The organism is Micromonospora sp. CNZ280 (assembly GCF_011759515.1).
This window is the reverse complement of sequence record NZ_JAAOYP010000001.1, coordinates 3,067,368-3,091,034: the sequence shown is the minus strand read 5'-3', so window position 1 is coordinate 3,091,034 and position 23,667 is coordinate 3,067,368. Positions and strand designations below refer to the sequence as shown.

Genomic DNA, 23,667 nt, shown 5'->3' with positions numbered 1-23,667 from the left:
AGGGGCCGGTCGCGCCGGCCGGACCCCCTACGCCCGAGGAGGCCCTGCTATGTCCACCTTTGACATCCTTTGGTCCGTTCCGAAGCAGCCGATCGTCGACGCCGACGAGGAGACCGCGCTCATCATCAGGGCGAAGACCGGCGACGAGAAGGCCCTCGCGCGGCTCTTCGCCGCGTACGTGCCCGCGCTGCTCGACGTCGTCAGGCAGTACGCCGCGACGCTGCCGCTCGACGACGCCCGGCAGACCGCCTACCTCGGCTTCCTTCAGGCGATCCGCGACCACGACCCGCACCGGGCGTCGCGCCTCGCCGGCAAGCTCCGCTCGAAGGTGCAGGATGCTCTCTCCGAGGCCGCCTCCGACGGCTCCGACGGCTTCACCGTGCCCGCCCGGACGCTGCGCAAGTTTTACGCGCTGCTTCGGAAGGCCGACGGCAACATCGAGGCGGGCGCTCTCCTCGCGGCCGCGTCGGACTCGCGCGAGATGTCCGAGGAGACCTTCCGCGCCATCGCCGCCCGCCTGAAGGTCGGCTCGCTCGACGTCGAGCTCGAGACGAACGGCGACACGGGCGTCGCCCTGCTCGACGATCCGCGGTCGTCGCGTGAGACGTCCCACGTAGAGGACGCCCTCCTCTGCACGGTCGCCTTCGAGGCCGTCGACGACCTCGAGGAGAAGGTCTGCCGCATCCGCTACGGCTTCGACGACTACGACGAGGTGCCCGACGGCGAGGTCGGTCACCGCCTCGGCCTGGGCCGGATCAAGACCCTCCGCACCCGCGAGCGCGCCCTCTCGAAGATGCGCGCCGCCATCGGCGCTCTCGACGGCTGACCGATCTCCGTCGGTCGGGGCGTGAACACCTTCGCCCCGACCGGCCGACTTGCTCATCGCCAACAAACAACACCTCCCACAACCGAGACAGCCGAGGAGCTCCGACCATGTACGACGCCGACCTGATCACCCGTCGCGACTACGACCTCGTCGACTTCGAGGAGCGCGACGCCCGCGACGAGGCTGCCGCCGAGGGCCTGCGCGAGCTCGTCTACGACCTGCCGGCCCGTCCGGGCACGCGGCGGTGACCGTGCACACCGAGGAGACGACGACCTGCCCGATCCGGCTCGCGGGCGACTTCCACCTCGAGGCGCGGCGCTGTGAAGACTGCGACGTCGCCCGGCTCGCCCGGCTGAGCCTCGGCGAGGTCGGCCTCCTCTATCAGACCGGCCGCGCCACGCAGGACGCCTTCGAGGGCTACTCGCTCGCCTGGGCGATGCTCTCGCCGACCGGCGACCCGGAGCGCGTGACGCTGCCTGACTCGCCGGACGTCCGGCGTATCGCCCGGAAGCTCATCAGAGCGAAGGGCCTCGCGGTGCCCGCGCGGCTCGTCGAGGAGATCGGCCCGGCCGACTTCGCGCCGTACCGGGCCGAGATCGCCGACTGCCACTGCCTGACCTGCCGCGAGATCGCCTACGCCTCGAGCTCCGTACTCGACGGCCCCGGCTCCGCCCGGAGCCTCGCTGCCTGCCGCGCCCTGCTCGCTGAGCTCCGCGCCGGCACGCACAAGCCGATGACCCTCGCCGAGCGTGCCGCCCAGGCCCGCGAGGAGAAGGCCGAGCGCCTCGCCGCCCTCCGCGCGACCGGCGCACCGCAGACCGAGATCGACGCCGTCGAGCGTGGCTACGTCGCCGTGCCGATGGCTTTCATGCAGGAAGGCATCCTCCGGTGACCGCCATCAACCCGAACAACTTCCGGCGCTGGGCGTACGGCGTCGCCCGCGACATGCTCGCCTCAGCCCCGGCTTCGCGCTGGGAGATCGACGACCTCGTGCAAGAGGCGCTCGTCGCGATCTGGCAGGCCGCGCCGAAATGGGCGAACGACGGCCGCGCCTCGCACGCGACCTACGTCACGGCTGCCGCCCGTCGGCGCATGGCCGAGCTCGTCTACCGGGGCCGGCCGGCCCTGGGCGAGGGCGACCGCACGCGGGCGCACGGCAGTCGCGACGCCGGAGCCTGGCACCGCAGCGTCGAGCGCGAGCTCGAGCTCGTCGACATGGGCCTTCGCCGGATGCCGCGCGAGCTCACGGAGGAGCCGGCCGACATCTCGGCCGCCGAGGTCGTCGCGACCGTCCGCGCGGCGATCGACGCCCTGCCGGAGAAGGAGCGGCGCGCCGTCGTGGCCGTCGACCTCTGCGGCCTCTCGAGCTACGAGGCCGCGCCCTCCCTCGGCGTCACGGCGTCCCGCGTGCGGGCGCTGCGGACGCGGGCGCACGGCCGGCTGCGCGAGCAGCTCGGGCACCTGAAGGAGGCGGCGTGACGGCCTACGGCCCCGAGCAGCCCTGCGCCCGTACGGCGTGCGCCGACGAGCCTGCACACAAGGGCGGCGAGCACATCGACCCGCGCTCGCCCCGCTACGACGGCCCCGCCCTCACCTTCGGCGCTCTGCCGCACAACTGCCGGCGAGCCGCGTACGCCCTGAAGGAGGCGGGCGCTCCGGTGCCCGAGATCGTCGAGCTCGCCCGCGAGATCCTGCGGCTCCGCGAGCAGGTCGCGGCCGTCCGCGTCGACGCCGACCGGCAGGTGCGCGAGGCGTCGCGTCGGGCGCTCGACTGCACGGCACACGGCGAGCAGATCGCCGAGCTCGAGAAGCAGCTCGACCACGCCGACCGGCGCGCCGAGCGCAACGACCGCGGGCGCGTCGCACTGCTCGCCCTACCACACGCCCTCGAGGAGCTCCGCAGCGACGCGAAGGTCACCGTCACCGACCTGAAGCGGGCGGCGAAGAAGACGCTCGACGCGCACGGCCGAGCGTGGAAGGAGACGAAGTGAAGGCCCTCGACCTCTTCTCGGGCGCTGGTGGCTGGGACGTCGCCGCGACCGAGCTCGGCTGGGACGTCGACGGCGTCGAGATCATGCCGGAGGCGAAGCTCACGCGCTCGGCCGCCGGCCTGAAGACCGTTGCCGACGACGTGCGCGACGTCGACCCGGTGCCGGGCGAGTACGACGCCGAGATCGCCTCGCCGCCCTGCCAAACCTTCAGCCCTGCCGGCAACGGCGCGGGTCGCGCGGCGCTCGACGCGGTGCTGCTCGGCGTCGCGGCGTACCGCAACGGAGCGACTCCGCGCTTCGCCGACCTCGCGGCGCTGACCGGCGACGACCGGACGGCCCTCGTCCTCGAGCCGCTCCGCGTGGCTCTCGCCGCCCGGCCGACGTTCATCGCATGGGAGCAGGTGCCGACCGTCCTGCCGGTCTGGGAAGCATGCGCCGACGTGCTGCGGCAGGTCGGCTACTCCGTCGCAACGGGCAACCTGAACGCCGAGCAGTACGGCGTGCCGCAGACCCGGAAGCGTGCTCTCCTGGTCGCGCGGCGCGACGGCGCGACGGTCGAGCTGCCGACGCCGGCGCACTCGCGGTACTACCCGCGCACGCCTGAGCGGCTCGACGAGGGCGTGCGCCCGTGGGTCAGCATGGCCGAGGCGCTCGGGTGGGAGCGCGGGACCGAGGTGCGCCGCACGTTCGGTAAGCCGCGGTACGACTACCCCGGACGCGAGGCGTCGGTATGGAAGGAGGCCGGGCAGCCCGCGCCGACGGTCACGAGCAAAGCGCGGTCGTGGGTGCTGCGGACGACGAACGCCCGGCCGAACACCGCTCACCGGCCGGCGAGCGCGCCGGCTCCGACCCTCGCCTTCGGCAAGGCGCGTCCGGAGTGGGACTTGCCGGAGGGTGAGACGAGGCCGGTCACACTCGCGGAGGCCGCGACGCTTCAGACCTTCCCGGAGGGCTACCCGTTCCAAGGGTCGCGGTCGAAGCAGTTCTTGCAGGTCGGTAACGCCGTGCCGCCCCTGCTCGCTCGCGCGGTGCTCGCCGCGTGTGTCGCCTGACGCATGAGACGAAGGCCCCGACCTGGGAGACCGGGGCGGGGCCTTCGTCGTACACATGACACCGACCCTTGCCCGCCTCGTGCATCCTGAGCTCTGTCTTGCGTGTGCCTCAGAAGGAGAGTCTTACCCGTGAAGATCACCCGCCTCGTCGCCTACGTGGCCGGCGCTGTAATTCTCGTCGCAGGGGTCGCGCTGGGCGTGCTCATCGCTCGGCCCGGCGGCGATACCGCCGCCCCCGCGCCGGCTGCTGCCGTCTCGACGCCGGCCTTCCTGCCGTCGCCGACGCCGTCGGTCATCAGTTCGCGCGTCTTGTGCAACGGCGTGTTGCAGCTCGCCGAGGGTATGAATCTCGACCCGGTCGCCAACATCGTCACTGCTCAGGATGTCGCGGACGCGGCAGAGCCCGCCATCTCGGCTGCCGGCCTCCGTTTGCAAGCTGCCGCCGAAGAGGCCGAGGTCTCCGGCGATGAGGTCGACGACAACATCGCCATTCACCGAGCGCAGCTCGAGGTGCTCGACGCCTGCGGCGACGCCTTCGGTGACGGCCCTTGGTAGCTCGCTAGGCCCCGTCCGGCACAGTGCGGGCGGGGCCTTTCCGCAGCGATGCACGCGCGTCGCCTTGCGCGTGAGGCGTCTCGCGTGTTTAAATCTCCTTGCACCGCCCAACCGACGAAGGAGCCGAGATGACCGCCAAGATCGCCACCGGCAAGACCGCCATCGTCGTTGCTGGCTTCGCCGCCGGCATGACCGGCGAGGTCAAGGCTGCCGAGTTCGGCGAGGTGCTCGGCTGGCGCTACCTCGTCGCCCTGCCGGGCTACGGCCCGCGCTGGTTCGGCGAGTCCTTCGTCGAGCCCTTCGAGGGCTGACCCGCCCGACGGGGCCGGTCACTCCGGCCGGCCCCGTGTGGCGACTCACCCGTGAGAGGAGCTCCGATGACCGCCCAGACCTCGCCCCGCCTGATCGCCGCCTACGTCGGCCCCGCGTCCGGCCTCGCCGCCTACCTGCGCAGCCTGGGCGGTGCCCGGTGAGCCGCCCGCAGCGTGACGCGCTGCTCGCCGCGTCGTACGACCCGCGCGGCGTTGTCTACGCCGGCAGCATCCGGCCGGCCACCCTCGCCGCGCTCGCCCGGCGCGGTCTCGTGACGCTCTCCGGGGCGGGCACCGTAGCCACCCTGACGGACGCCGGTCGCGCTGCCGCCCGGCGGGCGGGCGGTGCCCGGTGAGCGCCCGCGAGCTCGCCGCCCAGGTGCGGCACGCTGCCGCCCTGCTCGAGCACCGCGCCCCGGAGCGTGCGGCCGACGCGCTCGTCGAGCTCCGCGCCGGGGTCTACCTCGCCGAGGCCGTCACGCGCGGCCTCGTCCGCGAGCTCTCGACCGCGGGCGTTGCCGCCCTCCGCTTCACCTTCGGCGAGCTCGAGCGTGAGCTCGCCGACGCCGCCCTCTTCGCCCGCCTGACCGAGATCGAGAAGGAGACCTCGAAGTGAAGACCGCCTTCGCCCTCGCCGCCCGCCTCGCCCGCTACGGCACGACCGGCCGCTTCTGGGCCTACGTCGGCCTCGTGCTCGGTGCGGCCGGCTCGCTCGCCGCGAACGTCCGGCACACCTACCTCGCGCCCGAGGGCGCTCCGGCCGACTGGGCACCCGGTGCCGACGCCCTCGCCGCGGCCGTCTTCTGGCCGATCGCGCTCTTCGTCGGCCTCGAAGTCATGGCGCGAAGCAACTTCGCCGCCGGATGGAAGGGCGTCGCCCTGCGTGCCCTCGGCGTCGGCCCGGTGACGCTCGTCGCCGGCATCGCGAGCTACCTGCACCTGTCCGGCCTGCTGCGACACCTCGGCGAGGTCGACGCGATCGTCTACCTCGGCCCGCTCGGCGTCGACGGCCTCATGCTCATGTGCTCGGCCATGCTGACCGCGACCGCGAAGCGCCCGGCGACCGTCGCCCCGGCTCGCCCGGCCGCTCGCCGCCCGTACGCCTGGGCGGTGCCGGCCGGTGCCCGGCTCCTGCCGATCGTCCCGAAGGCCGCCCCGGCTCCGGCCCGCCCGGCGCGCAAGCCGCACGTCTCGGGTTGGGTCAGCGCCCCGCGAGGAGCTCGTCGCCTGCCGATCGTGGCGAAGATGACTGCCCGCCCCGCTCCGGCTCGCCCGGCCGGATGGGTCCGCCCGGCGACCGGCGCGACGGTGCTCGCGATCGTCCCGAAGGCCGCCCCGACGCCCGCCCCGGCTCGCGGTCGCCGCCCGGTCGCCGGCAAGCGCCCGCTCGCGGAGACGAAGCGCCTCGCCGAGCAGCTCATCCGCGAGGCGGTCGACGCCGGCCGGCCGAAGCCGACGCAGAAGGAGCTCGCCGCCGAGCTCGGCATCTCGCGATGGACGCTGCGCGACGCGCTCGCCCTCGACCTCGACGTCGCCCCGGCGCTCGTCGCGTGACCTTCCGGCCTGCCTCGGGGCGATCCGGGGCCGGCCTCTTCCCTCTACCCTGAAGACCTCATGAAGGAGACCGAGAGATGACCGAGACCCCGAAGACCCCCGACGCCCCCTTCGCCGTCGGCGAGACCGTCGAGGTGCCGACCTTCGGCGGATGGCGGACCGAGAAGGTTACCTACGTCGGGCCGGATCGCCTGATCGCTGGCGGCTGGCAGGGTCACCCCGCGCAGGTCCGCCGGCCCGCCGTCGAGCAGGTGCCGGAGGTGACCCGCGAGGAGGCCCTCGCGACGATCGGCAAGGTCTGGGCCGGCAACGCGGGCGAGGAGCTCTGGCAGGCGTTCAACGCCGGGAACTACCCGCTCGCGAAGCAGGTCGCCGAGCAGAAGATTGCCGAGCAGGCCGAGTACTCGCGCGAGCTGACCCCCGATCAAGAGGCGATCCGCGACGCCGCCGAGGCGCTGCTCGAGACGCTGCGCCGTGTCGTCCCCGACAACGTCGCGCACTACGCCGTCGAGGAGGCTATGCAGGCCGCGCGGAAGCTCGCGCGGAAGGCTCGGACGGTGCGTACCCACGACGCGACCGACCCTCGCGTCGAGGCCGCCCGCGAGGAAGCCGAGGTGGGCGCGTACCTCGCGAAGGGACACTCGCCCCACGAGTTCTGACCGCCCACGACCGAGGCCCGCTCCCTGCTCAGGGGCGGGCCTCGGTCGTAACTAGGTCTCCTACGGCCCGCCGCCGGGGGCCGCCGAGGAGAACTTCGGTCGGCTGCTCGCCACCGACCTGGCGCCCCACCGCGACGAGCTGGTCATCTCCAGCAAGGCCGGGTATCTGATGTGGCCCGGCCCGTACGGCGAGTGGGGCTCCCGCAAGTACCTGGTCGCCTCGCTCGACCAGTCGCTGCGCCGGATGGGGCTGGACTACGTCGACGTCTTCTACTCCCACCGCTTCGACCCGGACACTCCGCTGGAGGAGACGATGGGCGCACTCGACGCCATCGTCCGCTCCGGCAAGGCCCTCTACGTCGGCGTCTCGAACTACAACTCCGCGCAGACCGAGCGGGCCGCGGCCATCCTGCGCGACCTGGGCACACCCCTGCTGATCAACCAGCCGGCCTACTCGATGCTCAACCGGTGGACCGAGTCCGACGGCCTGCTCGACACCCTGGAGCGGGTGGGCGCCGGCTGCATCGCGTACAGCCCGCTGGCGCAGGGCCTGCTCACCGACCGCTACCTCGGCGGGATCCCGGCGGATTCCCGGGTGCGCACCAGCGTCTTCCTCAACGAGAGTGACCTGGACGAGCAGCGGATGGCGACCATCCGGGCGCTCGGCGCGATCGCCGAACGGCGTGGCCAGTCGCTGGCCCAGCTCGCGCTCGCCTGGGCGCTGCGCGACCCGCGGATGACCAGCCTGATCATCGGGGCGAGCAGCGTGCCGCAGTTGGAGGCGAACGTCGCCGCGCTGGGCAATCTCGACTTCACCGCCGAGGAGCTGGCCGAGATCGACCGCCAGCTGGGTTGAGCGTCACCAGGTGCGGGGCCGGTGGGCCCGGTGGCTGCGTACCTCGCAGGGCCGGCCGGCCGGGGCCCGGCCGTCGCGGCGCAGCCGCGTCCCGACCATGGTGAGCAGCAGCACGGCGAGCGCGACGGCGGCGCCGGCCAGCAGTGGCCGGCCGCCACCGTGGCCGTCCCGCACCGAGGCCACCGCCACGCCGGGCGCGCTCGCCGCCGGTTCCGCCGGCCCCGTGCCGGTCGGCCCCGCCTCGGCGGTACGCGGCGGCGCGGCCGGGCTCGCGGCGTCCCGGTCCGGGGTGGGTCCGCCGAATCCGGCGGTGCCGCCCGGCGGCCGGAGATCGACGTCCGAGCAGGAGTAGTAGGTGTCCGGAGTGTCGGAGTTCTGCCAGATCGTATATATCAGCTGGCGTCCGGTCCGGTCCGCCGGCAGCCGCCCCCGCAGCTGGTACGCCCCGTCGCGCACCGGCGGGTCGGTCACCCGCAGGAACGGCACCCTCTCCAGATCGTCCCAGGTCAGCGGGGTGGTGGGGAGGTAGTCCGGCCGGGTCAGGTAGAGCCGGAAGGTGCCCCGGTGCGGGATGGTGGTCCGGTAGCGGAAGGTGAACCGGGCGCCGGCGGTCAGCTCGGTTGCCGGCCAGTCGGTACGCGCCAGGTCCAGCCCCCGGTAGGCGGAGAGCCCGCCGCTGCACAGCTCCCCGTCGGGGATCCGCTCCCGGTCGCGCCCGTTCACCGCGGACACCCGGACGTTGTCCCACTCCCGCACGGCGGCGCCCGCCTCGACCGCCGCCCGGCAGGCCGCGGTGCCCGCGTACCGGCTCTGGGGAGCGCAGGCCGCCGCGCGGCTGAGCGGATCGGTCGGCGCGCCGTGCCCGGCGGCGGGTGCGGCGGTGACCGGCACGGTCGCGACGGCGACCAGCACGGCGGCGGCGGCGCGGCGTACGGTCATGGCTTCGACCTCCCGCGCACTGGTACGCGCGCCGGCCGCCAAAGGTTCGACGGCGGGCCCAGCCGGCCCCGGCCGGGAATCGCGGCGCCGGCCGGGGCGTTCCCACCACCGGAACCGCACGACGCCGAGAAGAGGCAGACATGAAGGTACGCAGCTCGCTGCGGGCGCTGAAGCAGAAGCCGGGTTCGGTGGTGGTCCGCCGCCGTGGCCGGGTGGTCGTGGTGAACCGCGCCAACCCGCAGTGGAAGAGCCGCCAGGGCTGATCCAGCGGCCGGGCGCCGGCACCGGCGCCCGGCGGCTCCCCATCCGGGCCTGGCCGCGCGGGTGACAATGGAGCCATGCCGCTCAGCCCGCACGAGGTCGCCCTGTTCGAGGATTCCAGGGCGCGTCTGGAGGCGATCGCGTATCGCCTGCTCGGCTCGGCGAGCGACGCCGAGGACGCGGTCCAGGACACCTTCCTGCGCTGGCAGGCCGCCGACCGGGAGCGCGTCGAGACACCCGAGGCGTGGCTGACGAAGGTGCTCACCAACCTGTGCCTCAACCAGCTCACCTCGGCACGGGCCCGGCGGGAGACCTACGTCGGCATGTGGCTGCCCGAGCCGGTGCTCGCCGGGGACCGGATGCTCGGCCCGGTCGACACCGCCGAGCAGCGCGAATCGGTCTCGTTGGCGGTGCTCACCCTCCTGGAACGGCTCTCGCCCAACGAGCGTGCGGTGTACGTGCTGCGCGAGGCCTTCGGCTACCCGCACCGCGAGATCGCCGAGATCCTCGACATCACCGAGTCGAACTGCCAGCAGATCTTCCGGCGCGCCAAACAGCACGTCGCCGCCGCCGACCGGACCCGCGCAGAGGTCGACGTGGCCGCCGCACGCCGGGTCGTCGAGGAGTTCCTCGCCGCCGCCACCAGCGGCGAGATCGAGCGGCTGGTCAGGCTGCTGACCGACGACGCGGTCAGCCTCGGCGACGGCGGCGGCAGGATCCCGGCCAGCGCCAAGCCGATCATCGGCGCGCTGGCGGTGGCGAGGTTCCTGCACGGCCTGCTCAAGCCCAGCGAGGCCAAGCGGAACGTGTTGGGCGGCCGCGCCGCCCTCTACGCCGAAGTCGTCAACGGCGCACCCGCGCTGGTGGCCGTCGTCGCCGACCGGGTCGTCGGTGTGATGTCCCTGGAGCTGACCGCCGAGGGCGTCGCGGCCGTCCGCAGCCAGGTCAACCCCGACAAGCTCGCCCGCTTCACGCGCCAGTGGTCCGCGTCCGGGCACGGGGAACCCGTCATCGCCGGCTGGTGACCCAGGTCATAGCCGGCTCCTGTCAGGAATCGCGTCGCCGCCCGGTTCAGGAAGCGAACACACCGCGAGACAGGAGTGGGACCATGAAGCACCGGATCGTCGTCCTCGGGGCCGGATACACCGGAGCCATCGCCGCCGGCCGCCTCGCCCGCCGGTTGCACCCCGACGACACCGAGATCACCGTCGTCAACGCCGACTCCGACTTCGTCGAGCGGGTCCGCATGCACCAGCTCGCGACCGGACAGGACCTCAAGCGCCGCCGGCTGAGCGACATCTTCGCGGGCACCGGCGTGCGGCTACGACTGGCCCGGGTCACCGCCGTCGACGTCGACCGGAAGACCGTCACGCTCGTCGACGCCCACGGCGCCGGGGAGATCGGCTACGACACCCTCGTCTACGCCCTCGGCAGCGCGGCCGCCGACCACGGCGTCCCCGGTGTCGCCGAGCACGCGTACGACGTCGCCGGCAAGCAGTCCGCGCTGCGGCTGCGTGAGCGCCTGACGGACCTCGGCGCCGGCGGCACCGTGCTGGTCGTCGGCGGCGGCCTCACCGGCCTCGAAGCGGCCACCGAGATCGCCGAGGCCCGGCCGGACCTCGACGTGGCGATCGCCGCCCGCGGCGGGCTCGGCGACTGGCTGGACGAGAAGGCGCAGCGGCACCTGCGCGGCGTCTGCGACCGGCTCGGCATCACCGTCCACGAGCACACCGACGTCGCACGGGTCGAGGCGACCGGCGCGGTCACCGCCGACGCGCGGGTGATCCCGGCCCAGGTGACCGTCTGGACGACCGGTTTCGCCGTCCACCCCATCGCCGCCGCCACGACCCTGGAGGTCGCCGACACCGGGCAGATCGTCGTGGACGCCACCATGCGCTCGGTCTCGCACCCCGACGTGTACGCCGTCGGCGACGCCGGACTCGCCGAAGGGCCGGGCGGCAAGCCGCTGCGGATGTCCTGCGCCTCGGGAACCCCGATGGCCTGGCAGGCCGCCGACGCCATCGCCGCCCGGCTGACCGGTCGGAAGATCCCCGGGGCGCCGCTGCGCTACTTCAACCAGTGCATCAGCCTCGGCCGCCGCGACGGCATCATCCAGTTCGTGACCGCCGACGACCGGGCCAAGCCGTCGCTGCTGAAGGGGAAGCTGGCGGCCCGCTACAAGGAGGTCGTCTGCAAGGGCGCGGCCTGGGGCGTCGCCCACCCGATGCTGATGCTGCCGACCCGCCGCCGGCGCATCACCGCGACCTGGACGGGGAGCAGCACGGCCGCCGCGTGACGGGCCGGGCGCCGGCAGCGGCCCCGACCACCGGTCGGCCCGGCAGTTGCCCCTGCCGCGGGCTTGCATCTGGTACCTCGGTACAGGCTTACCGTCGGAGCATGAGCCACCGACACGTCACCACCGATGACTCCTGGGTGCCGGATGCCTGCACTCTGCCGACGGCACAACGGCCGCTGCGGCTCGCCGAGTTCGATCAGTTCTTCCGCGACGCGGTCCAGGGCGCCGACCGCCTGTCGCCGCAGCACCTGCGGCTGCGTCTCGCCGGAGGCGTACGGGTCGAGCGGACGGCGCGGGACCTGACCGCCCGGGAGTCCTCCTGCTGCTCGTTCTTCGCCTTCGACATCTCCCGGTCCGGCCCGGAGGCGTTCACGTTGGACGTCCGGGTGCCGGCGACCCACGTCGACGTGCTCGACGGCCTCGCCGATCGGGCCGCTGCGGCGGCCGGCTCGCGATGAGCGGACCAGGTCTACGCAGCGGCCAGCTCGCCGAGGCGGCCGGGGTCAACCCGCAGACGCTGCGCTACTACGAGCGCCGAGGGCTGCTCGCCGCCCCGCGGCGGTCGCCGGGCGGACACCGGCTCTACCCGTCCGACACGGTCACCCTGCTGCGGGTGATCAAGACCGCGCAACGCCTCGGCTTCACCCTCGACGAGGTCGCCGACCTGCTCGATGCCGGCCGACACCGGCACCGCGGCCAACCCGACAGCGGCCTTCAGGCACGCGCCAGGGACAAGCTCGCCGAGGTGGAACGGAAGTTGGCCGACCTCACCGTCATCCGCGACACCCTCCGCGCCGCGATCTCCGCCGGCTGCGACGACCTGATCGCCTGTGCCGGCAGCTCCTGCTGCCCGCTACCGTTCGCCGAACTCGCCGGACCCGCCGGACCCGCCGGAAGGACCAACTGTGCCGACACCTGCTGACCGGCCGCGCCGCCTGCTCCCGTCCCGGATGGTGACCTGAGGAGACGCCGGGCGGTGACGCTACGGTCGCACGCATGACGGTTGCCCGCTCGATCCTGCTGTTCCTGCTCGCCGCGCTCGCCGAGATCGGCGGGGCCTGGCTGGTGTGGCAGGGCTGGCGGGAGAACCGTGGACTGCTGTGGATCGCGGCCGGAGTCATCGCGCTCGGGGCGTACGGCTTCGTCGCCACCTTCCAACCCGACCCGAACTTCGGCCGCGTCCTGGCCGCCTACGGCGGCGTCTTCGTCGCCGGCTCCCTCGTCTGGGGCATGGTCGTCGACAAGTTCCGCCCCGACCGCTACGACATCGTCGGCGCGGCCATCTGCCTCGTGGGCGTCGCCGTCATCATGTACGCCCCGCGCGCCAGCTGACCCTTCGGCAGGCACAGCCTGGAGCCCTGTCCCTGCCGACCACCTTGCTTAGTACATCGTCCGCTGTACTATCGGTGACGTGCAGACGTTGACGCACGGGCAGGTGCTGGCCCGCTTCGGTCACGCCCTGTCCGACCCGACGCGGGCGAGGCTGCTGCTCGCCCTGCGCGACGGGCCTGGCTATCCGGCCGAACTGGCCGAACTGCTGGGCACGACCCGGCAGAACCTGTCGAACCATCTGTCCTGTCTGCGGGGCTGTGGCCTGGTGGTCGCGGTGCCGCAGGGTCGCCGCACCCGGTACGAGTTGGCCGACCCCCGGCTGGCGCACGCCCTGGCCGACCTGCTGGGCGTCGTGCTGGCGGTCGACCCGGCCGCGTGCCCGGATTCCGCCGACCAGGGCTGCTGCTGATGAACCTGCCCCTGATCAACCGGACCCCGGCGGGGCCGTCGCCGGCGCGCCGTCAGGTGCTCGCCCGCCGGGTGCGGCTGCTGGTCGCCGCCACTATCAGCTACAACGTGATCGAGGCGGTGGTGGCGATCACCGCCGGCACGATCGCGTCGTCTACGGCGCTGATCGGCTTCGGGCTGGACTCGGTGATCGAGGTGTCGTCGGCGGCCGCGGTGGCGTGGCAGTTCGCCGGCCGCGACCCGGAGGCACGGGAGAGGGTGGCGCTGCGGGTCATCGCGTTCTCGTTCTTCGCGCTCGCCGCCTACGTGACGGTGGAGTCGGTGCGGGCGCTGGTCGGCGGCGCCGAGGCCGAGCACTCCAGCGTCGGTCTGGTGCTGGCCGCGCTCTCTCTGGCGAGCATGCCGGCGCTGTCGTACGCCCAGCGCCGCGCCGGCCGCGAACTCGGCTCCCGCTCGGCGGTCGCGGACTCCAGGCAGACCCTGCTGTGCACGTACCTGTCCGCCGTCCTGCTCGTCGGCCTGGCGTTGAACAGCCTGTTCGGCTGGTCCTGGGCCGACCCGATCGCCGCGCTGGTCATCGCCGCCGTGGCGGTCAAGGAAGGCCGCGAGGCGTGGCGCGGTGACACCTGCTGCGCCGGCCCGCTGACCGCCCCCGTCGCCGACCGCACGGCCGGTGGGCACGGCACCGCCGAGGACGTGTGCGGATGCCGGCCGGCCTGCTCCTGCTGCTCCACCGACGCGACGTGACACGGCTGCCTGCTCGGCTCCGCTGGTGTCCGGAATGACGAAGGGCGTCCGTCATTTCCGACGAACGCCCTGGTCGTGAAGGGTGGAGCCGAGGGGACTCGAACCCCTGACCCCCACACTGCCAGTGTGGTGCGCTACCAGCTGCGCCACGGCCCCTTGCTACATCCCGGTCGCCCGGGCACTGGGAGAACTATACACACGCCCGCCGGCATGGTCATCTCGCGGGGTCCCTCCCCGCCCCGACCGGTCACCGGGCGCCCGGACCGACTCAGTTGAGCGCCACGTCCGGCGGGAAGTGGGCCACCGCCGCCATCATCCCGCCCTGCCGGCGCAGCACCATCGGCCACAGGTCGTCGGGGCGGTCGACGAAGGCGTCGCCGGGCAGCGCGTCCAGCACGAACCAGGAGCCCTCCTCGATCTCCTGCTCCAGCTGGCCGGAACCCCAGCCGGAGTAGCCGGCGAAGACCCGGATGCCGGTGACGCTCTCCCGCAGCCGCTCCGGGTCGACCGAAAGGTCCAGCGTGCCGACCGCGCCGGAGACCTGGTGGAAGCCCTTCAGCCGGCGTACCGGGTTGCGCATCCGGGCCAGGCAGATCGCCGAGTCGGGCTGCACCGGGCCGCCCTCGAAGAGCACCGCCGGGTGGCGCGCCAGGTCGCTCCAGTCGCCGAGCACGTCGGCGACCGGCACCTCGGTGGCCCGGTTCAGCACCACGCCGAGCGCCCCGCCCGGCTCGTGGGCGACCAGCAGCACCACCGTACGGTCGAAGTTCGGGTCCTTGAGCGCCGGAGTCGCGACCAGCAGCCGCCCGGTCATCGACTCCATCGCCCGCCCGCCGATCGCCCGTCCCTCTCCCTGCATGCCGTACACCCGTCAGCCGTGCGGCCGGACGCGGTGCCCGCCGCCCGCCGGGTGGGCGGGGCGCCCCGGGACCATCCGCGCTGTCAACGCCATGCCTGGCACCATAGCCTGCGGCTGGGGCGCTGGTTAAGGTCTGACCGGCGCGTGATCGACGGGAATTGGGGAGGACCGATGGGCCCGACGGCGGAACTCGCGGTGATCGGCGGATCAGGTCTCTACGCCCTGCTCGACGGCGCGACCGAGCACGAGGTGGAGACGCCGTACGGGCCACCGTCGGACGCCGTCACCATCGCCGAGGTGGCCGGCCGCCGGGTGGCCTTCCTGCCCCGGCACGGCCGGGACCACCGGCACCCGCCGCACCTGATCCCCTACCGGGCGAACCTGTGGGCGCTGTGGTCGCTGGGGGTACGGCAGGTGCTCGCCCCGTGCGCGGTCGGCGGGCTCCGCCCGGACCTCGGGCCGGGCACCTTCGTGGTGCCGGACCAGCTGATCGACCGGACCAGCGGCCGGACGCAGACCTACTACGACCGGGGTGCGGTACACGTCTCCTTCGCCGACCCGTACTGCCCGAACGGCCGGCGCACGCTGCTCGCCGCGGCCGCCGCCCGGGACGTCCCGGCGGTGGACGGCGGGACGGTCGTGGTGGTGGAGGGCCCGCGTTTCTCCACCCGCGCCGAGTCCCGTTGGTTCACCTCGATCGGCGGCACGGTGGTCAACATGACCGGGCACCCGGAGGCCGTGCTCGCCCGCGAGCTGGCCCTGTGCTACTCGTCGATCGCCCTGGTCACCGACCTGGACGCGGGCGTCGAGGGCGGCGGCGCGGTGACCCAGGAGGAGGTGTTCCGGGTCTTCGGGGAGAACACCGACCGGCTGCGCGGCCTGCTGCTGGCGGCCCTCGCCGAGCTGCCCACCGAGCGGGACTGCGACTGCGGGCGGGCGCTGGACGGCATCAAACTGCCCTTCGCGCTGCCCTGAGCCAGCAGGCGGGCGAATCGCCCGACACGCCCGGTCTGCGCCGATAGATTGGGTGGTGATGGCAACGGTCCGCGACACGACGTACGACCTGCTGCGCGCCCTCGGTCTGACCACCGTCTTCGGCAATCCCGGCTCCACCGAGGAGCCGTTCCTGACCGACTTCCCGGACGACTTCCACTACGTGCTCGCCCTGCACGAGGCGTCCGCGGTCGGGATGGCCGACGGCTACGCCCAGGCCACCGGCCGGCCGGCGCACGTCAACCTGCACACCGCACCGGGCACCGGCAACGGCATGGGCAACCTGGTCACCGCCTGGCACAACCACACGCCGTTGATCGTCACCGCCGGCCAGCAGAACCGGGAGATGCTGCTGGCCGAGCCGCGACTGGCCAGCCACCGGGCAACCGAACTGCCCCGGCCGTACGTGAAGTGGAGCCACGAGCCGGTTCGCGCGCAGGACATTCCGGCGGCGTTCATGCGGGCGTACGCGACCGCGGTGCAGCCGCCCGCCGGCCCGGTCTACCTCTCACTTCCCCTCGACGACTGGTCCCGGCCGGCCGACCCGCCACCGCCCGTGCGTACGGTGGCCACCCGGTACGCCCCGGACCCGCAGCGGCTGCGCGAGTTCGCCGCCGTGCTCGCCGCCAGCCGGGCGCCCGCCCTGGTGCTCGGCGCGGCCGTGGACCGGGCCGGCGGCTGGCCCGCCGCGGTGGCCCTGGCCGAACGGCTGGCCGCGCCGGTCTGGTCCGCGCCCGCGCCGGAGCGGGCCGGCTTCCCCGAGGACCACCCGCACTACCAGGGGGTGCTCCCGTTCGCGATCGGGCCGCTGGCCGAGAAGCTGCGTGGACGGGACACCGTGCTGGTCGTCGGCGCCCCGGTGTTCCGCTACTACCCGCACGTGCCCGGCGACCACCTGCCCGAGGGCACCCGGTTGCTGCACGTCACCGACGACCCGGACGAGGCGGCCCGCGCCCCGGTCGGCGACAGCGCGCTCGGCGACGCCGGACTGACCCTGGCCGCCCTCGTCGACCTGCTGCCCGCCACCGACCGGCCGCCCCCGCCGCCGCGCGCCGAGCCGGCGCCGCCGCCCGAGGAGCAGCCACCGAACGCCGACGCGCTCTTCGCCGCGCTGGCCCGGCACTGGCCGCCGGACGGGGTGCTGGTCCAGGAGACCCCGTCCAACCTGCCGGCGCTGCGGCGCCGGCTGCGGATCACCCGGCCGGCGTCGTACTTCACCATGGCCAGCGGCGGCCTCGGCTACGGCCTGCCGGCGGCGGTCGGGGTCGCGCTCGCCGAACGTGACACCGGACGGCACCGGCCGGTGGTGGCGGTGATCGGCGACGGCTCGTTCCACTACTCGGTGCAGGCGCTCTGGACCGCCGCGCGGCTGCGGCTGCCGCTGGTGGTCGTGGTCCCGGTCAACCAGCAGTACGCCATCCTCAAGGCGTTCGCCGAGTTCAAGCACACTCCCGGGGTGCCCGGGCTGGACCTGCCCGGGGTGGACGTGACCGCGCTGGCCCGCGGTTACGGCTGCGCCGCACAGGTGGTCGGGACGCCCGACCAGCTCGGGGACGCGCTCACCGCCGGACTGCGGGCCGACGGGCCGACCGTGCTGCCGGTGCCGATCAGCACCGACGTGCCGGCGATCCTCTGACCCGGCGTCAGTTCGCGGTGAGCCGCAGCGGGGCGCCGGTGAGCACGTCGAGCACCGGGCGGGCGCCCAGCGGCGCGGCCAGCGTCACGGTGACCGGTTCGAGTTTGAGCATCGCGATGCAGACTCCCTCGGCGGGGACCACGCTGCCACCGACCACCACCACGTCGTCGCGCTCCTGCACGAGCGGCGTGATGCCGGTGTCGCAGGCGCCCACGCCGAGCCGGTAGGTCACCGTGGTGCCGTCGACCTTTCCGAGGTCCTGCGCGCCGACGATCCCCTCGGCGGCGGGCCGGGCCGGGGCGGTCGGCTCCGGCGGGGCGGCGGTCGCGCCCGGAGCGACGGCGACCCGGGCCACCGGCGCGGCCAGTTCCGCCACGGTGAACACCCATGCCGGCACCTGCGCCTCACCCCGGCTGGTCCGTACCGGCGCCGTGCCGAGCTTCACCTCGGTGACGGTGAGCGGGAGGCAGGCGGTCTGCGGGCCGCTGCTGACCGGGCCGTCCGGACCCGGCTCGATGGTCGGCCCGGACTTCGGCCGCTCGGGCCCGGTCGGCCGCCCGGGACACGGCGGCGGGTCCCCCTGGTCGAGCTGCCGGTACGCCTCCGCCGCGCCGACCAGCGGGACGGTGAGCGTGCCGTCCGGGAACCGGATCGTGCCGTCGGCCGGGCGGGCGCTCGGCAGGTCGATCTGCTGGCGGTACCAACCCGCCCGGAAGGCCGCCTCGGTGTCCGGGGTGAAGGCGGGATCGCCGAGCAGCACGGTCGGCTCCTGCATCGGCAGGTATCCGCTGCGCCATTCCGGGCCCGGTCGCCACGCCTGCGCGATCTCGGTGGCCCGCTGGGCGAAGGCCTCCTGTCGGTGGTCCGGTGTGGTCGGCCCGCCGGACCCGGCCGGCGCGCAGCCGGCGATCACCACCATCAGGGGCAGCCCCAGCAGGGCGACTGATCGACGCATACCGGTTCGACGCGGGCCCGGCCGGCCCGGTTCCCCTCGCACCCGACCCGCCCGGTTCCCGCCGGCCGGACCGGTTCGCGGCAGCGGTCACGGTGCCGGTCAGGTCTCCCCGCCGAGATCCGTCTGGTACGCCTGCCAGAGCAGGTCAGCGCCCCGGCGCCGGTGCCGGGCCAGCGCCCGCAGCAGCCGCCCGGCCCGGTCCAGCAGCGCGTCGACCGGCACTCCGGGCAGCTCGGCGGCCTCCTGGAGGTCGGCGAGGGCCACCGCGATGAGGTCGTGCTCGCGGGTCAGCAGGCGTACGCCCCGGTAGAGCCGCGGAGCGTGCGCGAGCAGTTCCGCGTACAGGCCGCTCGGACCCTCGGTGAGCTGGACGTGCTCGGCGAAACTCTGCCGGACCGGGGCCAGCCGCAGCGCGACGACTTCCCGGAACCGGGGCTCCCCGGGCGGGCCGGCCAGCGCGCGGGCCAGGGCGTGGACGTCGCCGGCCAGCGGGCGCCGGTGGGCGGCGTGCGGGCGGACCGCCGCGAAGACGGCTGACGGTTGCTGGATCGGACCGGTGACCATGGGGCACCTCCCCGCGCTGCGTCTGACCGCGTACAGCGATGGTGGACCCGGCGGTGCCCGGTGTCCAGGGTGCGGGGACGCCTCATCAGTCCCGCCGGCCCCGCTGTTCCCGCAGGTCACATCGGCCCCACCGGCAACACGTCCGGACGGGTCCGGAGACGACTGTGCGCCCCGGTCCGGGTGTGGACCGGGGCGCACAGGTCAGGTGGTGGAGGTGCCGGGAATCGAACCCGGGTCCTTCGCCGCCTTGTCAGGGCTTCTCCGAGCGCAGCTCGCTGTGCCTCTACTCGGCCCCTCCGATCACGCGAGCGAGTCGGTGTGACGGGCCCAGTCGCTGATTGATCTCGCCGCACGGACCCCGCGACCGGGTCCGGTTGGCCAGCCTCCTAGCTGATGCCGGCTAACTGGGTCGAAGGCACTCCCAGGCCGACAGACTTGCTACCCGCCTCAGGCGGCGAGAGCGAAGTCAGCGCGATTCTGCTTGGCGCTTATTGTTTTCCGACGAACGATTCACGAGACGACGTCGGCTTCCTCGGCTCGCTTCCCCTGCCGCAACGTACGAAGTCGAAACCAGTCACCCCCTCGAAGGGCCGCCCCTGCCGGCGGCACCATCAAGACTAACGCCTGCCGCAACCGGATTCATCCCGAGGCCGGGCCGGGCGCGCCGACCCGGACAAACCGGGACAGATCACTCACCCATGCCCTTGCCACGCCGGCCCACGGCCCGGGCGATCTCCCGGTCCGCGTCCCGCTTGGCGAGGTCCTGCCGCTTGTCGTACGACTTCTTGCCCTTGGCCAGGGCGATCTCCACCTTCGCCCAGCCGTCGGAGAAGTAGACCTGCAACGGCACCATGGTCAGCCCACCCTCGCGGGTCTTGCCGATCAACCGGTCGATCTCCAGCCGGTTGAGCAGCAGCTTGCGGGTACGCCGGGGCTCGTGGTTGGTCCAGGTGCCCTGGGTGTACTCCGGGATGTGCATCCCGTGCAGGTAGAGCTCGCCGTTGCGCTCCTGGGCGAACGCGTCGACCAGCGACGCCCGCCCGGCCCGCAGCGACTTGACCTCGGTGCCGGTCAGCGCCATCCCCGCCTCGTACGTGTCGAGGATCGAGTAGTCGTGCCGGGCCTTCTTGTTGGAGGCGACGACCTTGCGTCCCTTTTCCCGTGGCATCGGCGCCACCCCCTTTCCAGGTGACCCGTGACCGGTCCGGCCGGCCGCGGGGCGGAGATCATGCTACCCGAACCACAAGGGCCCTCCCGCGCCGTTTATTCCGGCGCGGAAGGGCCCACGGAGAGCCGTACGGTAACTAGACCCGCAGGTAGAAGCGGAGCGTGACCCACGCGGTGACCGCGCTGACGACGCCGCCGACGCCGGCCATCAGCGGGAACATCAGGACGATGTCGGTCCACGAGATCGGGGTGATCAGGCCCTCCAGCGCCGCCAGCGAGCCGCCGCCGGCGGCGAACTTCAGCGCGGCCAGCGCCACCAGGCCGAAGATCGAGCCGATCAGGCCGGCGACCACGGCCTCCAGCACGAACGGCGCCTGGATGAACCAGTTCGAGGCGCCGACCAGCTTCATGACCGCGACCTCACGCCGCTTGCTGTAGGCGGCGACCTGGATCGTGTTGGCGACCAGGAGCAGCGCGGCGACGGCCATCACGACCGCGATCGCCAGCGCGAAGTTCTGGATCCCGGTGAGTACGCCGAAGACCTTGTCCAGCAGCCGGCTCTGGTCGACGATCTCGTCGACCCCCTCGGCGTCCTTGTACTGGTCGTAGATGTCCTTGTACTGCTCGGGGTTGTTCAACTTGAGCCGGAACGACTCCGGCAGGCTGTCCGCCTTGACGGCGGTGAGCAGGTCGGGAGCGTCCTGGAACATCTCCTGGAAGCGCTTGTACGCCTCGTCCTTGTTGACGTAGAACGCCTCCTTGACCAGGGGGTCGCTCTTCAGCTTGGCGTCCAGCGCGTCCCGCTGCTCCGGGCTCACCTCCTGGTCCAGGAAGATCGAGACCTCGACGTTCTCGTAGTAGAGGTCCTTCATGTCGCCGACCTTCTGGTACAGCAGGCCGCTGGCGCCGAGCATGAACAGCGACACCGCCATGGTGATGATCATGGCGATGGTCATGGTGACGTTGCGCCACAGTCCGACCAGTACCTCGGACAGGACGTACTTCATCCGCATCGGGAATTCCTCCGGCTCTCCGGCGTGAGGTGTTCGTCGTCAGGTCGTACGGCTGAGGGTGGTCGGACGGCTCACCCGTAGACGCCGCGGGCCTGGTCGCGGACGATGCGGCCGCTCTCGATCTCGATGACCCGGCGGCGCATCTGGTTCACGATGTTGGAGTCGTGCGTGACCATCACGACGGTCGTGCCGGTGCGGTTGATCCGGTCCAGCAGGCGCATGATCTCGATCGAGGTGTCCGGGTCCAGGTTTCCGGTCGGCTCGTCCGCGAGCAGGATCAGCGGGCGGTTCACGAACGCCCGGGCGACGGCCACCCGCTGCTGCTCACCACCGGAGAGCTCGTGCGGGTAGCGGTGCTCCTTGCCACCGAGCCCGACCAGCTCCAGCACCTCCGGCACGACCCGGCGGGCGACCGCCTTGGTCTTGCCGATCACCTCGAGAGCGAACGCCACGTTCTCGTAGGCGGTGCGGTTCGGCAGCAGCCGGAAGTCCTGGAAGACGCAGCCGATCGACCGGCGGAAGTGGGGTCGCTTCCAGGACCGCATCGAGGTGACGTCCTTGCTGTTCACGATGACCCGGCCCTTGTTCGGGGTGACCTCGTGCAGCAGCATCTTGATGATGGTGGACTTGCCGGAGCCGGATGGACCGATGAAGAAGACGAACTCGCCCTTCTCGATCGAGACGGACACGTTGTCGAGCGAAGGCCGGGACGCCTTCGGGTACGTCTTCGTCACTTGCTCAAGCTGAATCACGGGTGGTGAGTCTACGCGGTGTAACCGAAGAGCCAAGCCCCCCGCCCCGGCCTGGCGAGGCGAGTCGTCAATCTAGGGCGTATCGGGAAGATCGACGAAGCGCTCCGCCCGCGGCCGGTCACGCACCGTCGCCGGCGAGCTGCTGCTGCTTACGCCACCGGATACCGGCTTCGATGAAGTCGTCCAGGTCGCCGTCGAAGACCGACGACGGATTGCCGGTCTCCTGCTCGGTTCGGAGATCCTTCACCATCTGATACGGGTGCAGGACGTACGAGCGCATCTGGTCGCCCCACGAGCCGGCCGCGTCCGTCTTCAGGCCCTGCAGCTTGGCCTGCTCCTCCTGGCGCTTGCGCTCCAGCAGCCGGGCCTGGAGCACCCGCAGCGCGGAGGCCTTGTTCTGCAGCTGGGACTTCTCGTTCTGGCAGGTGACCACGATGCCGGTAGGGATGTGGGTGATCCGGACGGCCGAGTCGGTGGTGTTCACGCTCTGCCCGCCCGGGCCGGAGGAACGGTAGACGTCGATCCGCATCTCGTTCTCGGGGATGTCGATGTGGTCGGTCTGCTCCACCACCGGCAGCACCTCGACGCCGGCGAAGCTGGTCTGCCGGCGGCCCTGGTTGTCGAACGGGCTGATCCGGACCAGCCGGTGGGTGCCCGACTCGACGCTGAGCGTGCCGTACGCGTACGGGACCTTGACCGTGAAGGTGGCCGACTTCAGGCCCGCCTCCTCGGCGTACGAGGTCTCGTAGACCTCGGTCGGGTAGCCGTGCCGCTCGGCCCAGCGCAGGTACATCCGCAGCAGCATCTCGGCGAAGTCCGCCGCGTCCACGCCACCGGCGCCGGCCCGGATGGCGACCAGCGCCTCCCGGGAGTCGTACTCGCCGGAGAGCAGGGTACGGACCTCCATCTCCTGGATGGCCTTGGTCAGCCCGGTGATCTCCGACTCGACCTCGGTCAGCACGCTCGGGTCGGACTCCGCCTCGGCCAGCTCCAGCAGCACACCGGCGTCGTCGAGCCGGGAGCGGAGGCTGAAGAGCTTGCCGATCTCGCCGTTGACGTACGACAGCTGCGAGGTGACCTGCTGGGCCCGGGCCTGGTCGTCCCAGAGGTCGGGCGCGGACGCCTCCTGCTCCAGGCGGGCCTTGTCCGCGCGGAGCCGGTCGATGTCGAGCACCGACTCGATGTTGCGCAGGGTGGCGTCGAGTTCCTTGAGCTGTTCGGCGTAATCGGCAGCGGTCACGACAGACAAGCGTACTGCGCGAGCGAGGAGTGAGCTTGCGAGCCCCGCGGTTCCGGGCGGGCGGGTCGGGCGGGGGTCACCCGACGGGGGCGCTCTTGAGCCACGACAGGGCGGCCTTGTGGTACGCCACGGCGAACTCGAGCGCGCTGGCGTCGTACGTCTCGCCTTCCTTCTTGGCGTTCTTGACCTGCTCCCGGACCCGGGCGAGGGCCTCGGTGTGGTACTCGTTCGCCGCCGCCTGGAGGTTCTTCAACTGGCTGGGCGAGTGCAGGTCGCCGAAGGCGATGCGCAGCGCGATCGGGTTGCGGATGGTGTCCCGCCCGGGATCCTCCGCCAGCCAGCGGGAGAACGTCCGTTTTCCGGCCGCGGTGATCGCGTACGGCTGGCTCATGCGCGGGCCCGGCTTGCCCATCCGGACGAGCCCACGCTCGGCCAGCACCGGCAACTCACGGTAGACCTGACTGCGGGTCATCGACCAGTACGGCGCCAGCCGGCGCTCGGCGGCGGCCATCAACTGGCCACCTGTCATGGGGCCCTCGTGGAGCAGCCCGAGCAGGGCTGCCGCCGTGGGGTTGACTCCGGATTCCGCCATGCCCCTCACGCTGCCACTTTGCCGACCCTCCGTCCAGGATTTCACAGTTTCACCACCCGGTAGGGGTTCCTATGTGCACTGTCGGCGCGAGACAGTCCGAGCCGGAGTT

General features: G+C 72.7%; 31 protein-coding genes, 1 tRNA gene, 1 other RNA gene and 1 pseudogene. 23 read left to right on the top strand and 11 right to left on the bottom strand.

The window, feature by feature from the left end; genetic code table 11:
* The first annotated feature begins 49 nt into the window (after positions 1-49).
* The 13 genes and pseudogenes from FHX32_RS14875 to FHX32_RS14815 form a co-directional block, all read left to right on the top strand.
* Positions 50-826 carry a sigma-70 family RNA polymerase sigma factor gene (locus FHX32_RS14875; RefSeq protein WP_167181986.1) on the top strand — a complete coding sequence of 259 codons (777 nt, stop codon included), beginning with the start codon at positions 50-52 and terminating at the stop codon, positions 824-826.
* A 107-nt stretch (positions 827-933) separates the two neighbouring features.
* Complete coding sequence (locus FHX32_RS14870) at positions 934-1,074, top strand: hypothetical protein (protein ID WP_167181984.1); 141 nt, start codon at positions 934-936, stop codon at positions 1,072-1,074.
* Positions 1,075-1,076: 2 nt separating this feature from the next.
* Positions 1,077-1,718: a hypothetical protein gene (locus FHX32_RS14865; protein ID WP_167181983.1), complete on the top strand. Its 642-nt coding sequence runs from the start codon at positions 1,077-1,079 to the stop codon at positions 1,716-1,718.
* Positions 1,715-2,305: a sigma-70 family RNA polymerase sigma factor gene (locus FHX32_RS14860; protein WP_167181981.1), complete on the top strand. Its 591-nt coding sequence runs from the start codon at positions 1,715-1,717 to the stop codon at positions 2,303-2,305. The genes FHX32_RS14865 and FHX32_RS14860 overlap by 4 nt, the downstream gene beginning before the upstream one ends.
* Positions 2,302-2,817, top strand: a complete 516-nt coding sequence (locus FHX32_RS14855; protein ID WP_167181979.1) for a hypothetical protein — start codon at positions 2,302-2,304, stop codon at positions 2,815-2,817. The genes FHX32_RS14860 and FHX32_RS14855 overlap by 4 nt, the downstream gene beginning before the upstream one ends.
* Complete coding sequence (locus tag FHX32_RS14850) at positions 2,814-3,869, top strand: DNA cytosine methyltransferase (protein ID WP_208418096.1); 1,056 nt, start codon at positions 2,814-2,816, stop codon at positions 3,867-3,869. The genes FHX32_RS14855 and FHX32_RS14850 overlap by 4 nt, the downstream gene beginning before the upstream one ends.
* Before the next feature lie 129 nt (positions 3,870-3,998).
* Positions 3,999-4,424 (top strand): hypothetical protein, encoded by a 426-nt coding sequence (locus FHX32_RS14845; protein ID WP_167181977.1) that lies wholly within the window; start codon positions 3,999-4,001, stop codon positions 4,422-4,424.
* A gap of 128 nt (positions 4,425-4,552) precedes the next feature.
* On the top strand, positions 4,553-4,735 hold the full coding sequence (locus FHX32_RS14840; protein ID WP_167181975.1) for a hypothetical protein: 183 nt from the start codon (positions 4,553-4,555) through the stop codon (positions 4,733-4,735).
* A 158-nt stretch (positions 4,736-4,893) separates the two neighbouring features.
* The gene (locus FHX32_RS14835; RefSeq protein WP_167181973.1) at positions 4,894-5,091 is read left to right on the top strand and encodes a hypothetical protein; all 198 of its coding nucleotides are present in this window, start codon (positions 4,894-4,896) and stop codon (positions 5,089-5,091) included.
* Positions 5,088-5,351, top strand: coding sequence for a hypothetical protein (locus FHX32_RS14830; protein ID WP_167181971.1), 264 nt, complete (start codon positions 5,088-5,090; stop codon positions 5,349-5,351). The genes FHX32_RS14835 and FHX32_RS14830 overlap by 4 nt, the downstream gene beginning before the upstream one ends.
* Positions 5,348-6,289: a helix-turn-helix domain-containing protein gene (locus FHX32_RS14825; protein ID WP_167181969.1), complete on the top strand. Its 942-nt coding sequence runs from the start codon at positions 5,348-5,350 to the stop codon at positions 6,287-6,289. Before FHX32_RS14830 ends, FHX32_RS14825 begins: the two co-directional genes overlap by 4 nt.
* A 77-nt stretch (positions 6,290-6,366) precedes the next feature.
* Complete coding sequence (locus FHX32_RS14820; RefSeq protein ID WP_167181967.1) at positions 6,367-6,948, top strand: hypothetical protein; 582 nt, start codon at positions 6,367-6,369, stop codon at positions 6,946-6,948.
* A gap of 58 nt (positions 6,949-7,006) precedes the next feature.
* Positions 7,007-7,804 (top strand): annotated as a pseudogene (locus FHX32_RS14815) (aldo/keto reductase); the annotation flags it as partial.
* A 3-nt stretch (positions 7,805-7,807) separates the two neighbouring features.
* Here the strand turns inward: FHX32_RS14815 and FHX32_RS14810 are convergent.
* On the bottom strand, positions 7,808-8,743 hold the full coding sequence (locus FHX32_RS14810) for a lytic polysaccharide monooxygenase (protein WP_167181964.1): 936 nt from the start codon (positions 8,741-8,743) through the stop codon (positions 7,808-7,810).
* A gap of 140 nt (positions 8,744-8,883) precedes the next feature.
* Here FHX32_RS14810 and FHX32_RS14805 point away from each other — a divergent pair, with 140 nt between their 5' ends.
* The 8 genes from FHX32_RS14805 (at position 8,884) to FHX32_RS14770 (ending at position 13,787) form a co-directional block, all read left to right on the top strand.
* A complete protein-coding gene (locus FHX32_RS14805) occupies positions 8,884-9,006 on the top strand; it encodes a 50S ribosomal protein L36 (protein ID WP_030490864.1) in 123 nt (40 codons plus the stop codon).
* 75 nt (positions 9,007-9,081) lie between these two features.
* Positions 9,082-10,029 (top strand): RNA polymerase sigma-70 factor, encoded by a 948-nt coding sequence (locus FHX32_RS14800; protein WP_167181962.1) that lies wholly within the window; start codon positions 9,082-9,084, stop codon positions 10,027-10,029.
* Between the two features lie 83 nt (positions 10,030-10,112).
* Positions 10,113-11,300, top strand: a complete 1,188-nt coding sequence (locus FHX32_RS14795; RefSeq protein WP_167181960.1) for an FAD-dependent oxidoreductase — start codon at positions 10,113-10,115, stop codon at positions 11,298-11,300.
* 101 nt (positions 11,301-11,401) lie between these two features.
* Positions 11,402-11,758, top strand: coding sequence for a hypothetical protein (locus tag FHX32_RS14790; RefSeq protein WP_167181958.1), 357 nt, complete (start codon positions 11,402-11,404; stop codon positions 11,756-11,758).
* The gene (locus tag FHX32_RS14785) at positions 11,755-12,222 is read left to right on the top strand and encodes a MerR family transcriptional regulator (protein ID WP_167181956.1); all 468 of its coding nucleotides are present in this window, start codon (positions 11,755-11,757) and stop codon (positions 12,220-12,222) included. Before FHX32_RS14790 ends, FHX32_RS14785 begins: the two co-directional genes overlap by 4 nt.
* 74 nt (positions 12,223-12,296) lie before the next feature.
* Positions 12,297-12,632 (top strand): YnfA family protein, encoded by a 336-nt coding sequence (locus FHX32_RS14780; protein ID WP_167181954.1) that lies wholly within the window; start codon positions 12,297-12,299, stop codon positions 12,630-12,632.
* Between the two features lie 79 nt (positions 12,633-12,711).
* Positions 12,712-13,041, top strand: a complete 330-nt coding sequence (locus tag FHX32_RS14775; protein ID WP_167181952.1) for a metalloregulator ArsR/SmtB family transcription factor — start codon at positions 12,712-12,714, stop codon at positions 13,039-13,041.
* Positions 13,041-13,787 (top strand): cation efflux transmembrane domain-containing protein, encoded by a 747-nt coding sequence (locus FHX32_RS14770; protein WP_167181950.1) that lies wholly within the window; start codon positions 13,041-13,043, stop codon positions 13,785-13,787. The genes FHX32_RS14775 and FHX32_RS14770 overlap by 1 nt, the downstream gene beginning before the upstream one ends.
* Positions 13,788-13,870: 83 nt before the next feature.
* Here the strand turns inward: FHX32_RS14770 and FHX32_RS14765 are convergent.
* Positions 13,871-13,943, bottom strand: a tRNA-Ala gene (locus tag FHX32_RS14765).
* 112 nt (positions 13,944-14,055) lie between these two features.
* Positions 14,056-14,646 carry a YqgE/AlgH family protein gene (locus tag FHX32_RS14760; RefSeq protein ID WP_167181948.1) on the bottom strand — a complete coding sequence of 197 codons (591 nt, stop codon included), beginning with the start codon at positions 14,644-14,646 and terminating at the stop codon, positions 14,056-14,058.
* A gap of 171 nt (positions 14,647-14,817) precedes the next feature.
* Here FHX32_RS14760 and FHX32_RS14755 point away from each other — a divergent pair, with 171 nt between their 5' ends.
* Together FHX32_RS14755 and mdlC are read left to right on the top strand one after the other, a co-directional pair.
* Positions 14,818-15,621 (top strand): S-methyl-5'-thioadenosine phosphorylase, encoded by an 804-nt coding sequence (locus FHX32_RS14755; RefSeq protein WP_167181946.1) that lies wholly within the window; start codon positions 14,818-14,820, stop codon positions 15,619-15,621.
* A gap of 58 nt (positions 15,622-15,679) precedes the next feature.
* A complete protein-coding gene (mdlC, locus tag FHX32_RS14750; RefSeq protein ID WP_167181944.1) occupies positions 15,680-17,275 on the top strand; it encodes a benzoylformate decarboxylase in 1,596 nt (531 codons plus the stop codon).
* A 7-nt stretch (positions 17,276-17,282) separates the two neighbouring features.
* On the opposite strand, the gene FHX32_RS14745 is transcribed toward mdlC, so the two are convergent.
* The 8 genes from FHX32_RS14745 to FHX32_RS14710 all read right to left on the bottom strand — a co-directional run bounded on the left by FHX32_RS14745 (position 17,283) and on the right by FHX32_RS14710 (position 23,558).
* On the bottom strand, positions 17,283-18,230 hold the full coding sequence (locus FHX32_RS14745) for a hypothetical protein (protein WP_167181942.1): 948 nt from the start codon (positions 18,228-18,230) through the stop codon (positions 17,283-17,285).
* A gap of 99 nt (positions 18,231-18,329) precedes the next feature.
* Positions 18,330-18,794 carry a hypothetical protein gene (locus FHX32_RS14740; RefSeq protein WP_167181940.1) on the bottom strand — a complete coding sequence of 155 codons (465 nt, stop codon included), beginning with the start codon at positions 18,792-18,794 and terminating at the stop codon, positions 18,330-18,332.
* A gap of 206 nt (positions 18,795-19,000) precedes the next feature.
* Positions 19,001-19,376, bottom strand: a transfer-messenger RNA (tmRNA) gene (gene ssrA / locus FHX32_RS14735).
* Between the two features lie 106 nt (positions 19,377-19,482).
* On the bottom strand, positions 19,483-19,962 hold the full coding sequence (gene smpB, locus FHX32_RS14730) for an SsrA-binding protein SmpB (RefSeq protein ID WP_167181938.1): 480 nt from the start codon (positions 19,960-19,962) through the stop codon (positions 19,483-19,485).
* 136 nt (positions 19,963-20,098) lie between these two features.
* Complete coding sequence (ftsX, locus tag FHX32_RS14725) at positions 20,099-20,974, bottom strand: permease-like cell division protein FtsX (protein ID WP_167181936.1); 876 nt, start codon at positions 20,972-20,974, stop codon at positions 20,099-20,101.
* 71 nt (positions 20,975-21,045) lie between these two features.
* Positions 21,046-21,726 carry a cell division ATP-binding protein FtsE gene (gene ftsE, locus FHX32_RS14720; RefSeq protein ID WP_007455859.1) on the bottom strand — a complete coding sequence of 227 codons (681 nt, stop codon included), beginning with the start codon at positions 21,724-21,726 and terminating at the stop codon, positions 21,046-21,048.
* A gap of 118 nt (positions 21,727-21,844) precedes the next feature.
* Positions 21,845-22,966, bottom strand: a complete 1,122-nt coding sequence (prfB, locus tag FHX32_RS14715; RefSeq protein WP_167181934.1) for a peptide chain release factor 2 — start codon at positions 22,964-22,966, stop codon at positions 21,845-21,847.
* A gap of 76 nt (positions 22,967-23,042) precedes the next feature.
* Positions 23,043-23,558 carry a helix-turn-helix transcriptional regulator gene (locus tag FHX32_RS14710; protein WP_167181932.1) on the bottom strand — a complete coding sequence of 172 codons (516 nt, stop codon included), beginning with the start codon at positions 23,556-23,558 and terminating at the stop codon, positions 23,043-23,045.
* Between the last annotated feature and the right edge of the window lie 109 nt (positions 23,559-23,667).